General features: G+C 40.7%; 12 protein-coding genes. All 12 read right to left on the reverse strand.

Features of this window, described 5'->3' with window-relative positions:
• Nucleotides 1-148 precede the first annotated feature (148 nt).
• Nucleotides 149-1075, reverse strand: coding sequence for a hypothetical protein (locus AC2FA3_RS11370; protein WP_490509654.1), 927 nt, complete (start codon nucleotides 1073-1075; stop codon nucleotides 149-151).
• A 166-nt stretch (nucleotides 1076-1241) separates the two neighbouring features.
• On the reverse strand, nucleotides 1242-2000 hold the full coding sequence (locus AC2FA3_RS11375; protein WP_490509655.1) for a hypothetical protein: 759 nt from the start codon (nucleotides 1998-2000) through the stop codon (nucleotides 1242-1244).
• 71 nt (nucleotides 2001-2071) lie between these two features.
• Nucleotides 2072-2830, reverse strand: a complete 759-nt coding sequence (locus AC2FA3_RS11380; RefSeq protein WP_490509656.1) for an abortive infection family protein — start codon at nucleotides 2828-2830, stop codon at nucleotides 2072-2074.
• 71 nt (nucleotides 2831-2901) lie between these two features.
• Nucleotides 2902-4233 carry a restriction endonuclease subunit S gene (locus AC2FA3_RS11385; RefSeq protein ID WP_490509657.1) on the reverse strand — a complete coding sequence of 444 codons (1332 nt, stop codon included), beginning with the start codon at nucleotides 4231-4233 and terminating at the stop codon, nucleotides 2902-2904.
• Complete coding sequence (locus AC2FA3_RS11390; RefSeq protein ID WP_490509658.1) at nucleotides 4233-6602, reverse strand: type I restriction-modification system subunit M; 2370 nt, start codon at nucleotides 6600-6602, stop codon at nucleotides 4233-4235. Before AC2FA3_RS11390 ends, AC2FA3_RS11385 begins: the two co-directional genes overlap by 1 nt.
• A gap of 281 nt (nucleotides 6603-6883) precedes the next feature.
• Nucleotides 6884-7510, reverse strand: a complete 627-nt coding sequence (locus tag AC2FA3_RS11395; RefSeq protein ID WP_490509659.1) for a hypothetical protein — start codon at nucleotides 7508-7510, stop codon at nucleotides 6884-6886.
• A complete protein-coding gene (locus AC2FA3_RS11400; protein WP_490509660.1) occupies nucleotides 7503-8072 on the reverse strand; it encodes a hypothetical protein in 570 nt (189 codons plus the stop codon). The genes AC2FA3_RS11395 and AC2FA3_RS11400 overlap by 8 nt, the downstream gene beginning before the upstream one ends.
• Before the next feature lie 203 nt (nucleotides 8073-8275).
• Entirely contained in the window at nucleotides 8276-10015 is a 1740-nt protein-coding gene (locus AC2FA3_RS11405; protein ID WP_490509661.1) for a hypothetical protein, read from the reverse strand.
• Nucleotides 10002-10568: a hypothetical protein gene (locus AC2FA3_RS11410; RefSeq protein WP_490509662.1), complete on the reverse strand. Its 567-nt coding sequence runs from the start codon at nucleotides 10566-10568 to the stop codon at nucleotides 10002-10004. Before AC2FA3_RS11410 ends, AC2FA3_RS11405 begins: the two co-directional genes overlap by 14 nt.
• 427 nt (nucleotides 10569-10995) lie before the next feature.
• Nucleotides 10996-12165 (reverse strand): beta-barrel domain-containing protein, encoded by a 1170-nt coding sequence (locus AC2FA3_RS11415; RefSeq protein WP_102093440.1) that lies wholly within the window; start codon nucleotides 12163-12165, stop codon nucleotides 10996-10998.
• Nucleotides 12158-14458 carry a type I secretion system permease/ATPase gene (locus AC2FA3_RS11420; protein ID WP_413501513.1) on the reverse strand — a complete coding sequence of 767 codons (2301 nt, stop codon included), beginning with the start codon at nucleotides 14456-14458 and terminating at the stop codon, nucleotides 12158-12160. Before AC2FA3_RS11420 ends, AC2FA3_RS11415 begins: the two co-directional genes overlap by 8 nt.
• Nucleotides 14459-14564: 106 nt before the next feature.
• Entirely contained in the window at nucleotides 14565-16022 is a 1458-nt protein-coding gene (locus tag AC2FA3_RS11425) for a TolC family protein (protein ID WP_200662265.1), read from the reverse strand.
• Between the last annotated feature and the right edge of the window lie 241 nt (nucleotides 16023-16263).

Raw genomic sequence — 16263 nt, forward strand, 5'->3', positions numbered from 1 at the left:
CCACTAGCATTACCAACTTGCCAGCCTTGCGTCTGCATTTGAGTAACGATGTCTGCTTGAAAGACAGATTCGTAAGTGGTGTCGGTTACGTTAAGTCCGTTTATAGTTATTATAATGCTCTGAGTAATCTCGTTGCCCTGTAAGTATTTTATCGTTCAAAACCAACTCTTTTAAGAATGCCATCTTGTAATTCAAATAACCCACTAGGCTTACCTATAATATTACTCCTAGTAGAATTTTCATAATCTATAACCTCGTTAAGTAATTTAAAAACTCTTTTACCAGCATAAACAAAGCCATGAGTTCCAAAAAAGCTATTATATTCATGTGTTAAAGAAGATATCTGAAAATCATTTTTAGTAAAAATACGATTATCGAAAGCTTCTTTAAAAACTACTTTTTCAAAGTAATCTTGCTTAAATTTACCGCTGCCAATCATTGCTATGGCATTTCTTCGAATAACAGTCTTTTTGACTACTGCTTCTAATATTGGATCTTCAACTATCTCGTATTTATATAAATAATACTTTCTATCTTGGGGACATTGTATGCCTAAAAGAAACTCAGCTTGATAAGCACCAAAGTGATTTCTCATAGAGGTATGTTTTCTAGCTTTATCTAAAACTGCATTAATTGAGTGTCCTACCACATCGGAAATATAATCAGCGTTGATCAATGAGTTGATATGTCTAGGTAAAAACATACTTTCATCATAATCTCCATTTCTTAATTGCTTACTTCCTTCACAGCTCATTGCGAGAATGTATTTACCATTCCTATAGGATGGATATAATTCAGACAAATGATTTTTTATAGAGTTAATCATATGTTGAGCCACTAATGTGCTTCCAGCAAATGCTATTGCACAAACAGCATCATTCTTAGATTTATGATAATAATCATTGAACCATTCGCCACTGAAGCTCAAACCTTGCATCTTAATAGGTACTTCAATAACTTTTTTGAAACCGTTGACCATTACGACATTGTTTTGAGTTATGTTGCTATCACTAGCAAAATAAATACTTTCCTGCTCAAAATCACCGTAACTATATCCAGCTATTACTAATGTCATAACATTCCCTTAATGAAACTAAATTTATTTTAGGTTATCAACATCAGACGCCCGCCAACCCCTCACATCAATCTTACCCGTGACGGCAGCCGACATTAAAGCGGTGCGGCATACTTGCACGAGTTGGGCGGTTTATTCGGCTTCATTAAAAAACTTAATCCAAGTTTTACGGCTCATCGCACATCTGCTTAAAGCTTTTACCAAATAACGCTTTATTCAGTTTTTGCTGATTTTTAAATACCACTTCAGAGTCAGCATGATAGACCTGATCATTGACGCAATTACCAAAGCCAAAAGTCACTAAGTTTATCTTGGCGTACTTAGTAGGGTTGCTAGCTTTTTCTTCCTGATAGCGCTTGGTAGCCAAACTGCGGTAATACTTACCACCATCGTCTGTGATATCTGCTTGTTCTTGAATTTGCTCTTCAACAAACTGCTTCCATCTATTTTGCACAGCCGTTTCATTCTTTAATAACGGCTCAATATAAGTTTTACACATTTGCGGGCTTTGCTTGAGTGCCTCACTGGGATTCAGATATCCCAAAATCGTCAATTTATTTTGTTTATATTCGCCGTCAATAGACTTGACCAACTCTTGCTTATAACCTTTTGCTTCAGGCACCACATCAAGTCGTTCAATATTATTCTTAACTTTTATATATTCTTCAGTAAGCTTGTCTAAGTCTTTCATCGATAACTTGTCTAGCGCCTCAATATCCATCGGTGGAAAAAAGCTATCTAGATTTGATCTGGTTAAGCTTTCTAATACTAAATGTGAATTCTTGATTTGCTTAGCGGTATATTTTTTACTATCAAAGTCACCTTTCATACTGCAAAAATCATCTTCCCATTTGTAGGTCTGTGCTTGAGCGATAGTGGGCAATGCTATTGAGGCAAGGATAGTTGCTATGGTAATCACCTTCATAATTGAAGTCCTTTTGTTTATTTTCATACTTATTAAGCGCATGTTGATTAAAATTAAAAGCTTATAAACTATCATTTACCCTTATAGCTTTCTTCATAACTAGACAATAAAAAGTGTGACATCGAACCTGCTAAATTAACTGCTAACTCAGCGTGTCTTGGTTTGGGCTGTATGTTAACAACACCCTGCCCATGAGCATCACCGACATTATTACGCAATAGACCCAAGCCATTGACTATACCTGAGCACCCACCAAGAATTTGTTTGAAGATTAAATTTGTCTCATATTGACTAGCAGACATCTTTAGTAGCTCAGAGGTTCTTTTATATAACTCTGATAAATCAGCATTTTTTTCATAAGAAATATGCTCAAGATCTAAGATGTGCTTACAGACAGATTCAATAAGACTTCTAGATAAAGTGATTGCACCCTCTGGATCATTGACTTTACGGTCAATAGCTCTCTTCCACATTCCATCGATATAGTCAGAGTTTATAATCTCAATAGATTTCTCAAAAGCAGGGCTCATTCCTGACTTATCAAACTCTATTGATTCAATTAAATCTTGAAACTGGCTATATATAAACTCTCTACGTTCTGCATATGAGTCGTACCTATGTTTTATCATCTGCCAAAACTGGTTTAAATCCCTTGCATGTCTAACAAAGTCAGGTACTAAATTACTAAATTTTGATTCTAAGATCGTTTTTCTTAATATAACGTAATCGGTATCGTTACTATCACCACCAGTAGCTCTAGAAATCAAAATGTTTTGAAGTCCTTGGGCTTTATCATAAAGCGTTGGTAAGTCACGCAAAATATTACTCATTTTATTCCCTACTATTTTTTATGTCATAAACTTACTGCTCGCTACTATGGTTTAGTAATGTAAAATACACCTTACAAAGCTTCACTATCAGGCGCTTGCCAACCCCTCACATCAATCTTACCCGTAACAGCAGCAGATATTAAAGCGGTACGGCGTTCTTGCATAAGTTGTATGGCTTGTTCTGCTTTCATCATTGAAACGTCAAACGCTTTTAAGTTTCTATCAATATGTTCAGTAATTAATAACTGTTCTTTTAAAGGAGGAATAAGCTGTCTTAGATAAGACAATCTATCTGATTTTATTCCTAGTGCAGTTGAACCTGTAGCAAATGTCATTAGGCTATCTTGAAAAGCATTCGACATAATATAAAACTTTAAATAGGTGTTGTCTAAAATACCGTTTTGACCACTAAACTTAATAATTCTTTGAGCAAGTGCAATGTCTGTTTTATCAACCTGAGCTACTTCACCCAGTGGTGCTTCCGTAGTAAATAAAACATCACCAATTTCCGGTATGCCTCTGCTCATAACTTGTGGATAGTCTTTTTCAGAAACATACTCCTGAGAAGCCTCATAATTTATTTCTCCTTTTTTGATGTTTCTAGCAGTCACGAGGAACTTGCCTGAATCAACTTTTTCTGGAGTTTTACCTCTATAATCTATAATTGAGTTTAAGTATTTTTTAAATCCTGCAACATTCCAATGCTCAGGTACTTCCCCCAACCATTCAACACCCGAATTTTTCATTGGCGCGTCAGGGTTTAAGCCTTTGGTGACGGCGTGGCTGATGACCGCTTGGCGCTTTTCTTTTAACAGTTGAATTAGGGCTTGTTGCTTATCAATTAAGGTGTCAATTTGGGCGGTTTGGTAATCGAGAAAATTGGCGATTGTTTTAGCTTCTTCATAGGTAGGCTTAAGAATAATCGCATTTCTTATCAACTCTTGGTTAAGAATCCTTGCTCCATATATATTTGTGGATGCATTTTCAATTAAAAATTTTGGTAAAACATAGTATAAATATTCAAGTGGCAGCAAGGAATCTGAAGTAAAAGATGCAATAGCTTCATTTGTGTACATATCACGACCAGCGAAAGACACAGATCCTACAGATAATTTAAAGCTATAAAGCAGTGAACCTTTTGGGGTTATATCCATAGAAGCTTCTTTAGCTGCTTTATCTGAGATTCTTTTTACAGTATCGGTAATTATCTTTCCTCTGAGATCAGATATATTAGCCCAAATATTTTCACCTATAAAATTAGAATCATTACCTGTAGGTGGTGTCCAACCTACTTGAAATGGTGCAATATACTTAATTTTGCTCATAACCCAATGACTTGGAATAACATCTAACCACTCAACCCCTGAATCTTTATATTCTTCATACCGCTGATACTTCGCCATTATGAATGCACCTCACCCAATAACTGCATAATCTCAGCACTAACAGCATCCAAATCCGCATCAATCTCAGCTAGCGGACGCGGCGGCTCATACACATAGAAATGACGGTTAAACGGTATCTCAAAGCCGACAATGCCAATCTCTTCATCGATAGCATCTGTCTTGTCGCTATTGATCCACGCATCAGGCACATGCGGCTGTACTTCACGGGCGAAGTAACTTTCGATCAGCTCAGTGGTGGTCACCTCAGGATTAAGCGGTACGTTTTCATAATCGCGTAGGTCACTATCGGTTTGGAACTCTACGATTTTGGCTGGCTTGTCTGATTGACTAGGCTTATAGCTAAACGCACCATAGATCGGATTGGCAACCTTGACCGCTTTTTTGATGACGGGTTCTGCTTCAGGGTTTTTCCATGTGATAGCATCCATCAGCTGCTTTTTCTCTTTGGTGTCTAAGCTAACCTCAGCGTCTTTTAACGCTTGCTTAAACACTTTTTCAAACTCGTTATAGTCATCGAATTGATCTTTACCGATCGCCGCTTGCAAGGCTTTGGCTTTATTCATGATCTCAAGCTGATCTTGCCATACTTTAGAGTCAAGCACGTCTTTGATTTGCTTTTCTTTTAGCTCGCTAAAGTCCGCCTTAATCATCGCACGCGCCTCAGTCGTAACTGCTGATAAGTCACCATAGTTGTCACTGTTACTATCAATAGCCCAGTTACCACCAAACGCCTCATACAGCGCTGGCATGACCATATCGAACGGTTTAGGTGCATAACGTAGGGTCTCTAACGCGCTATCTGACAGCTGAGCCGATAGACGTAGCGGCCGCTCAATAGTGATACGGCGATAGCCAAACTCATGGGTAGCAAATATCTTACTGGCAAAGGTCTTGGCAGGTTCGGCTTTAGGATTGGCAGACTGACGGCCACGGTTAGACTTAACCTCCTCTGGCTTATCTAATACGCGGGCGTCCACCACTTCAAAGTTGCCAAAGCTACGGGTAATGGTCTTAATGTCCTCTTCGCTCATCTCGTTACGCTTGGAGCCAAGTGATTTACGCATCTTGCCGTATAGGTTACTGCCATCGATCAATTGCACATGGCCTTTACGCTCAGGCGCTTTCTTATTACTCAATATCCAGATATATGTCGCAATACCCGTGTTATAGAACATATCAGTAGGCAGAGCGATGATGGCCTCTAGTAAATCAGCCTCAAGGATATAACGACGGATCTCACTCTCGCCGCTCCCTGCGCCGCCCGTAAATAACGGTGAACCATTCAAGATGATACCAATGCGACTACCTTGGTGCTCATTGGCGCGGCTCTGCTCACTGTTGGCAGTCGTGTTCTGCATCTTGCTCAGTAAGTGCATTAAGAATAATAGCGATCCATCAGACACGCGTGGCAAGCCCGCCCCAAAGCGACCATCAAAGCCTTTTTGCTCATGCTCATCATTGATCTCGCCAGCTATCTTTTTCCAGTCCACACCGAACGGTGGATTAGATAACATATAGTCGAACTGCTCAGTTGCTAGCTGATCATTGGATAAGGTATTGCCCAGCTTGATACGGCTAACGTCTTGTCCTTTAATGAGCATATCAGCTTTACAGATAGCATAGGATTCAGGATTTAGCTCTTGACCAAAGGCGCTCATACGCGCATCAGGGTTTAGCTCTAGCACGTATTCCATACCTGAGGATAGGAAGCCGCCCGTCCCTGCTGTGGGGTCATAGATGGTGCGAATAATGCCGTCTTTAGTCAGCGCGTCATCATCTTCCATAAATACCAGTGAAGTGGTCAAGCGCACGATATCGCGCGGCGTGAAGTGCTCGCCTGCGGTCTCGTTTGAGCTTTCGGCAAAGCGGCGGATCAGCTCTTCAAACACAAAGCCCATATCGTGGTTAGAAATCGCCTCAGGGCTTAGATCTGTATTGGCAAATTTTTGGACGACTTTATAAAGTAAGTTGGCGTCTGCTAGCTGACCGATAAACTCTTCAAACTTAAAATGCTCGAATATCTCACGCGCGTCTTTTGAGAATGACTGAATATAAGTGTTTAAATTATCCTTGATATCGCTTTGACCTAGCTTACTTAAATCCATAGGAGATATATTATAAAAAGCATGCTTACTGATACGGGTAAGCTGCTTTTCTATCATGTCCTCCTGCATACCTTGGTCTTTGATAGTGGCATACTTCTCGACGACCGCTTCTTTATGGTCAGCTAATACACACTCTAAGCGGCGCAGTAGCGTAAATGGCAAGATGATGCGGCCGTATTGCGATTGCTTAAAGTCACCTCGCAATAGATCAGCGACAGACCAGATGAAAGCGGCGGTTTGAGAGAAGTTTTGTGTTGTCATAGGAGGGTCTTATTATTGAATAGGGCTTACAGAATAAGTCTAAGATAAATAGAGGTTTACCAGAATTCTTGAGATTATAACGCACCCGACCCTCTATAGTAAAAATAGTTTATTAGGTGCTAACTCCTACACTAACTGGGTGCTGAGAATATTATTAAACATATCTGTATTAAACTGTGACTATATTTCATGAACAATAAAAAAGGAAGCTGACCCTATATAAAATATAGGGCTATCTTCCTTTTTCTATTTAGTATTTTACTTAGGTGACACACTAAATATCAGGGTTTGAGGACACGCCCTAGTTTGCAGCCATAATTATCATCAGGGACGCTAAGCGATATTACGGCTAACTGCTCTACACGATCTTCTTCATAGTTTTCTTGCATACTAATTTTATGAATCTGGTGCTCACCAAACAGCCAATCGTATAGCGCTCTTAACACCTCAATATCATTAATACCACCATACATTATGCTGCAATACAGCACCCCTTCAACCAAGTCATTCACTGAGAAACGCCGTTTTCGTTGCCAAACATCTATCATCATAGAGCTACTATCTGCCACAGCGCGTCCATTCACAAACCAGTCATAGTTAATGGTCAAGCGCTCACGAGTCGCCAGTATCGGTACCACAGGCTCATTAAGGTATATCTGATGAGCTTTATTATAATCACGAACAAACTCTAAAAACCCGCGCCGCGCCAATTGGAAGTTTTGAGCGGTATCGAACTTCTCCTCTAGTAACTGGTTAATTGCTTCGTAATGATGCTGCAGCTCACAAGGAGGTTGCATAGGATATTGATTGATATATTCTTTAATTACGGCTTTAGCATCACGCTTAACACTTTTTTTAGATTCTTCTCTATTCAGCTGTCGCAGTTTATGAGCGCTAATATTATCCATATAGACGAACCTCAATTTGTTTTAAGTGAAGGTCTGTAGCAATCACATCTAAATGAGGACTGAGCTGGTGCAGCTGATTGATAGAGCTTGATGACATCGGGTGCATGAACTCCTGGTCAGGATGCTCGTGACCGTAAAGCGCACAAATCAGATAGTCAGACACGCGCCCTGTAAGCATGGATCTGAGCTGATGACGCAGCCAGTTATCCTGATGACTAAAAAAGTCTTGCAACTGGTAGCGAACTTGGCTTGGCGTAATGCTAGTAAAGCCCTTTGGGTTCTTTTTATAGAGCTGAATTAGAGGACGCTCAGATTGCAAGATGTCATTGATGGGATAAGACGCTGCTGGACATAATGGATTATAGATGGCGGCAAATTGCTCAATATAGGTCATATAGTTTTGTATAGCCGTTATCAAAAACTTGCTAAGAGGAATGAGCCTGCCATCAGATTGGCCATGACGTTCTTCTTTGTCAGACACCCATAATGTGCGCCGCTTAAAATCAAACTGGTGCAGCAACCCTGGTGCGTGCTTGACTGGGCGGATACCCGTTTGGATCATGACAATATGCCACAACCAAATACTATAACCCCAGTTCGGGATAAGTGATTCATTAAGCTGCTGATAGTATTGATATTTTCTATTACTCTTGAAGACCAGCTAAGTCTTTGAAGACAGGCTTCTCTATAAACTACTGTCAAAAGCATGGCTTTATAAGGTCAGATAATAATTATACAAATAGTATCAACAACTTAAGCACTGGCTTATCCCGAACTGGGGTTACTATAGCTATTAAACTGCGCAATATAGCGATCCATATGGGATTCTAGCTTGCCATTAAAGCTCTCGGCACTGACCGCCAGTTGATTAAAGAACTGCTGGCACATTGTGGTCTTTAGTGCCATATCACTACCAATGTGGCTTCTATGCCCGTTCATCGGTACGCTACACTCATCTATTAAAAGTGCTTTTTGCTCATCATTGCAGTATTTAGTTATCAGCTCTACCGCTTTTATATAAGTTTGCTCTAGCTCTACCGTTTTAGTGCTAAGGTAATACAGCGCAGAGCTATGCCGTACATTAACGCCTGTGATCAGGTCAGCATGTAAGGACTTATTAAGCTCGTTTTTGATAAGGATAAATAGCCCTGCTTTAATATATTGAGGACTCAGTCCTGGTAGGTTAAGCTGGTTTTTGGCGTAAGAGATAGCGGATTTAACAGTATCGGATGAAACGGTAATTTTATCCTCAAGCATAATCTGTAAAGCTTCAGGCAGTGCGCGATAAAAGGTACTGCCATAGCTTTGTCTGTGCGCAAGCAGATGACTTCGAGTATTGGTGGTCACATTAATCGTGATAGCGATACTACTGATTTTACGAACACGGTCATAAATAAAATACTGCCGTTGACTGAGACTGCACTGCCAATCAGTAATGATGCTATCCATACTAAGACCGCTTAGCAGTGATAGCAGTAATACCGCATATCCAGTCTTATCTTCTGTATTTTCGCTAATAAAACGTTGCCAAAGCGTGGCAAATAATATTTGGTATCCAGTAATACTCAGCTGACGATGATTGGTTGGGAAATGAAATTGATTACGGCGGGCATGTTGATGGTTATCTTTCAATCGCCATTGCTGTAGCTCGGAGGATTTAGTGATTTGTGTGGCTGGCTTAAAGTCATTGTCTAGCAGTGGTACTTCGTCGTCATCGGCAATATTTTCAGCAATTGCCACGTTACTGTGCTTTTTTGATTGTTTCTTACTAAATACTATTCTTTGTAATGGCTCACCATCGATATGCGCCACTGTCTTGGTGACTGTTTGAGCCGACTTTATGCGTTTAGTGTCCTTAGTATAAGTTTTGCCGACAAAGGTTTTATTATTGATTGCTACCTCATAAGCCAGCCTGATTTGACCGATTTTACTACCAAGATATTGATTGGCTGTTTTACCCGTTGCCTCTTCCTGTTTGACGCTTGCCTCATCTTGTCTAATATGAAGTAAACATGAGGACAAGCTATCGCACTGAGCGTGAATGCTGATTAACTGGTCGAGAATGTTACGTTGTGGGTCAGCAGGTCTTAGTGCCATTCGAACCCGTACGCTAAGCTTATCTATTTTGGCAAAGTGCTTATCATGGCGTGCCGTGATCATCACCATCACTTTTAAGTAGCCACTCATAAACCGCCAAGCATTACTATTTATATCAACTTCGCCATACACTTGGTAAAAAGCAATCAGCATGTAGCTGACCGCCCACTCTACTGTTTTACCTTGCCGAATGATTTGTTTAATCACATCTTCACAGTCTATGCCAGTAAAGCCTTTAAGATTGTCATATGGTGTCGAAAATAATAAATCAATCTCATCATCTGACACCAAGCTGATTACATGAACCACAAGCGCATGCATTTTCATATAATGTGGTGAATCTATTGGGATAAGCTTATCCAACGCTTGCCTGTCGATTACATCATTAAATAACTCAGTGTGACCCATAAGATGTGTCCATCCAATTCAGGTTTTTGGGCAGCCCCAGCATCGCATCATCATTGGCTACCTTACACTGCTGATACTCATAAGCACTTTGGTTGATACCAGCGAACTGACAATAACTGGCGACCGTTAAGCGGTTCACGCCCATTAGCTCACATATAAGCTGCTTTGGCGAATTCTGATATATCGCTTTAAACAGCATGGGATGATCCACACCATTAAACCTAGATAAACTAAGCACCTCACACCATGCTAGCCGTTTAATGTCATGACTGCTCTCAGGTGCAATTAAGCATGGCTGTCGATATCTAGTCTCAAGCTTCATTACCTCATCAATACGCGCAAAGGTATTAAAAAACTGATAGCTATCTTCTACAGCACACAATCGTAGTGGTTGACGATAATAGTCATCTAAACTTGCCAGCTGTGGTCGCAGTAGAGGTAATCGATGCTGCTGCCAAACCATAAAGGCAGATTTTGCATCAGAATGAACCCGTAGATTTTGTGAGGTAAGCACTATCAATTTTTGGGTCGCTTTAAGGCTTTTATTTTTCATTATAGAATGCCATAACAATCATTATATTATTAATGATACGTTATAACATAACAATTATCAAGTGGCTGATTTTATTAAATAATTAGTTGTTGAGGCAATAGACAACAAGAATAAAAAGCCCTAAATATATGAGTATTAAAGTCACTTATTTAGAGCTTAAAACGTACTCACTCTAACTTAATCAGAGTGCAAAACTTAAATTCTACTCATAAAGAACAAGTATCCTGACGACATAGCTCTTACTTCTTAGGTAGCAATACCATGGTTATTAAGGGTCTAGTATTATCAACGATAAGCATTGCAAATATTAGAGTAATGAGCTGCCTTGCGTATAAAAGACCCGCTAAGCTTTTGCTGGCATGTCTTAGCAAGTTCTTACTGCTTTTAGGAGTACTCAGGTGGCTTGATTGATATCGGGGTTTGAACGCTAACGCTCACCTAGTCCTTCAGAGAAAGTCTTAGTAATGGGCTTAGTTAAGTATGATAGTACCGAGCGCTGCTGTGCCTTAATATCGACGGAAGCTGTCATCCCAGGCTTAATGACAATCTCATCACTGCGCCCAGAAAATTCAGCACCAGTAATTTTTATCTGTACACGATAATAGGGCTCTTCCCCTTTCGGAGTTTGCTCCATTAATGTGTCTGGACTAATATAGATCACAGTACCATTCATAGCACCAAAGATAGAATAATCATAAGCATCAAGCTTTACAGTGGCATCCTGCTGCTCTTTGACATAAGCAATGTCTACGGGCTTTATTTTAGCCTCGACGATCAAATCACTACTGGTTGGCAATATTTTCATGATGATTTCGCCAGGCTTAACCACGCCGCCGATAGTAGTCACTAGGATATTGTTTACTTTACCGTCTGTTGGCGCAAATAGATTTTTTTCTTCTAATACTTGTGAGTGATCGCGTAATTGTTCAAGTTCAGTATCTAAATCTTCTTGCGCTTTGGTCATCTCTGACTGTGCTTCTTCAAAATACTTATTACGCTTGTTAGTAATTTGAGCTTGAATTTCAGCAACTTGCCGACGCAACTTGATGATATCAGCCTGACTCACATCACCATACGATAATAACGGCTCATTCATACTCAGCTCTTGCTGGGCTAATACCATCATCTTTTGTAGTGAGCTGACATCTTGGTCAATTGCTTGCTTACGACGATTATAGAGTTGGGTTTGATTTTCTATATATTCACTATAGTTTTTGATGCCTTCTGGAAACACCAATGGTCGCTCAAATATCTCCGCCTCTAGGCGTGCAATCTTAGCTTTGAGTGCTGCTATTTTGGAGCCTGAGTTGGCGACCGCTGCTTGCGCACGTTCTTCCTCTAAAGTAACTATTAACTGTCCTTTAGTGACATCCTCGCCTTCTTTGACCAATATCTCGGTCAAGACGCCACCCTCTACGGCTTGTATATCTTGTGTACGAGCGCTAGCAATGATAGTTCCCGTCGCTCGCGTGACTTGATCAATTTGGGCAAAATAAGCCCAGACAACGAGTGCAATTATTCCGACCAATGAGCCCCAAATGATAATGCGCGTGCGCCCCACTTTAGGATCATGAAACTTATGTTTATAATTATCCATTATCCTGCCCTGAATTATCACGTTTATCGTCGTTTTTTGGTGAGATACTCGAAGTCTTATTACTAATTACTGTCACTCTAGGCGAGCTTACTTTAATTGATGGTTTGCTAGCTTTTTTCTGATCATCATTGCCTTTTAATTGCTCAAGAACTTGTGCCTTCGGACCATCCATTACGATTTTTTGATTGTCCATAATAATGATGCGATCGACCAGTTGTAGGAGTGGCATTTTATGAGTGGACACAATAAGCGTTTGCCCTTGTCCAAACTCTTTTTTGAGTACGTCAATACATTGTAGTTCTTGCCGATTATCCATAGAAGCGGTTGGCTCATCCATCAATAATATGGAAGGTTTTGTCAGCAGCAACCGAGTAAATGCTACCAGTTGTTTTTGACCCCCTGATAATCCTTTACCTCCCTCACTAATTGGCAAATCCAAACCACTAGAATGACTGGCTACCAATTTAATCAGTCCCGTCTTAACGAGGGCGTCGCGCATTACATCATCACTGGGCGCTGGTAGACCAATCAATAAGTTTTCTCGCAGTGTGCCTTCGAACAAACGATGGTCTTGTTGCAGATAGCCGACTTGCTCACTCATAGATTCACGACTAATCTGCTGAATATCTAATCCATCTAATAATATCCGGCCTTGGGTAGGAGCATACAGCCCTGACAGTACTTTTAATAAAGTCGATTTACCTGAGCCAATAGGGCCCAATACTGCAATACGCTCACCTGCTGTTATATTCAGACTACTAATTGCCAATGCGGGTTGATCATTATTTTGGTAATTAAAAATAACTTTGTCTACATTAAAATTACCAGCGATTTTGCTAGGCGACAAGGGATGACTGACACCATGATTGTCTTGTTCTAATGAGAATAGTTTTTCGATATTTAGCTTAGCAGCTTTGGCATGTGAATGTTGTACTAACAGGTTAGGAATACCCATTATTGGCGCTAAGATACGACCACCTAGGATTGAGCATGCAATAAGTCCACCCATTGTCATATCACCTGACATCACTACAAACGAGCCAATAATTACGATGCCAACATAGCTGGTCTGCTGAATCATTTGCGACAGATAGCTCAAATTGTCATTGGCATGTTTCATATCAAGATCATTCTTAGTGGTGATGCTCATCACATCGAGCCAACGTGATAAGAACTTCCAATTCCCTGATCCTGCTTTGATAGTCTCAACACCTTCCACAGTCTCCACAAGGATACCTGTTTTGCGATAAGACGCTGCTGCTCCAATTGCCGCAATACTGTCGATTTTTCTACGTGCGCCGAACCCAAGTATGATGGCTATAACGGCGGCCACAATAGGTACCAAAGCCACTAAAGGATTACCAATAATGACAATCAGGGTTACAAATATAATAGCCATTGGAATGTCAACAAGACCGAATAGCGTACTTGCAGTATAAAAACCGCGAACTTGCTCATAACCACGTAGCTGCGCTGCCATCGAACCGACTGATCCTGGCATTTGATCAATGCGCACGTTTAGCAGACGCTGGAAAACTTCACGCGATAAATATTGATCAAGATTGACCACTACTTTATCCATAATCTTGGAGCGGGCGAACTTCATAAAAGTTTCAAATAAAATGACCAGTCCCACACCACTTGCCAGAATAATCAGCGTGTATTCGCTACGCGTTGGGATGACACGGTCATAAACTTGCATTGAGAATAGTGACACAGCAAGTGCTAACATATTAATCAAAAATGAGGCGACTACGGCCTCAACGACGATACCTCGATAGTTCCTTAAGTCCTTTTTGAGCAGTTGATCGAACGAGAACTGTCTACGCTTGCTTGGCTCATCCCCTAAGCGCACGCGCAATAGGTGTAAAAACGCGTCACTACGGTGAGCACTCGTCTGTCCTAGTTGACTGAACTGCCATAATCCTTGCGGATTTTGTTGATTGATCACACCCCAACCCTGCGTAGGATGCAAAGCCAATAAGGGTAAAAATGCAGCATCTGGTGCCGGTAACACTTCTGGTAGTTGCTCAATCCCTAATTGATTAAGCACACCAATAATACTAGGCAGTGCTAGTAAATCCTGCTGCTGATAAATCACGCCATTGAGCCGCACATTATCAATAGGATACCCTTGCTCAGTTAGCAGGGTGTGAAGCGCCGCTGCTAGTTGGACCGCTTGCTCATTGGGTAGTTCATCTGATTCCGACATCATCAACGGTTGTAAATTAGAACTCACTACCAACTCACCGTCAGATGTGCGGATATTTAGATCTGGAACAGGTGTACTCATGATGGACATATCCTACTGATTAGCCATATTGTAATAATCACACAACGTGAATAAGAATATAACTTTATATTTACAATGATGTATTCATATTTACTTGACTGTATATTTAAGGTTCGTCTGATAATAATAAGTCATTATCATAGCTAGTCCCAGTAACGTCATAGCTAGTATCAGTAATGTCATAGCTAACACCCTCATTAATAGGATATGTATTCATGTCGTTATCTTGACTAACTACCGTTTGTGGTCTAGCATCACTTTGGTTATTCAACCAGTTTTTGACGGGATCTAGCGGACGAAAGAGTTGAGTTGGCTGACGACTTTTATCGAACTGTTGCCACGACATCATGCCAAAATCAACTTGCAGCTTATAGTAGGCTGCAATAACGGCGGTTCGACTCTCGACCAGCTGTATCTCATATTGTGAATGCTCACGTACGGCATTAAGTACTTCAAGCCAAGATTTACGCCCAGCAATGAACTGACGGCGATAGGAGCTGACGACAATCTGAGCTCCTGCAACTGCGGCAATCAATGAACGCTCTTGGTCTTGAGCGCTAGCAAATTGCTGATACTGCGTTTGTATGGTTTCAAGTACCAGACGTCTTGAGGCTTCTTTTGATTGTACTAAGCTATTAACGCGTGACTCTGATGCCTTTGCTAACGCTAAATTAGAAAGCCCTGCACCTGGGTCGTAGCTAAGCCCTACTGAGAAACCACTACCATTGTCATTGTTATTATCGTTATTCTTGTCATCATAATAATAGTCATATTCGTATTGCGCGTACAAAGTTGGATAGCGCGATGACTGTATCGATTTAACCTCTTGTTTGGCGGCTTCAACACGATAATGCTCTTTTACCACTGTAGGGTTATAAAAGCTGGCTTGGTCAAATGCCATTTTCTCAAAGGCTTTTGAGTAGCCTTTAGCACGATTGACGATTTCGCTCAAGTTGGGTGCTGGTAACTCAGCCGCTGTTATCCGACGTCCAGCAATCTGTTCTAGGCGAGCAATAGCAATACGCTGCTGTTCAACAGCCCCTTGATAAGCGTTTTGCTCCTGCAAAATGCGGTTGGTGACTAGGTCTAATTCGATACGAGCGGATACGCCTTGATTCACACGGCGCTGCATCATCGATTCAAACTCTGCTAGCAGTTGCAAATTATCGTAATAGACACTTTGTTTAGACACAGCGGTAATATAGCTTTGCCACGCTTCAATGGTGGTTTTGGCCACTTGATTTTGTTGCTCATAGACATATTCTGTCGCTGCTTTGTCATCAAATATGGCTTGATTCACATTTGCCGTCAACTTACCGCCAGTCCACAGCGACTGCCTAATCTGTAGCTGTGATACCATACCATCCTCTGGATCATAGCCTGTAGACAGTGTAGGAGCCGGTAGCATATTAAGCTTAGCAGCTCGAATGCTTTCAGTAGTAGCCTGTTGTTCTGCTCGCGCTGAACCAACCAAAGGATGGCTTTGAATCGCTTGGTTAATAAGCGTATTCATATAAGTGTCCGCATTGGCAAATGCTGTACCTGATGATGCTATGAATAGCATACTCCAAGCTATGCTATGCCACGCTCGCTTCGTAGCGAACAATTTATTCAGTGACCTTTTTATGGGTAAATTGTACTGGTAAACATTCATTCAGTTCGGCTCAGTTATGCTTTAAACAAAGGGAAAATACAAATACTATAAAACAAGCTACCTATAAAAATAAGGGGGCTGTCCTAGATAAGTAAAATTATTTAGGATAGCACTATGAGAAAGAGTAAACTAAGTTGGTATAAACAAAGCA

It is taken from the genome of Janibacter sp. CoH_79_TC_3 (assembly GCF_058197955.1).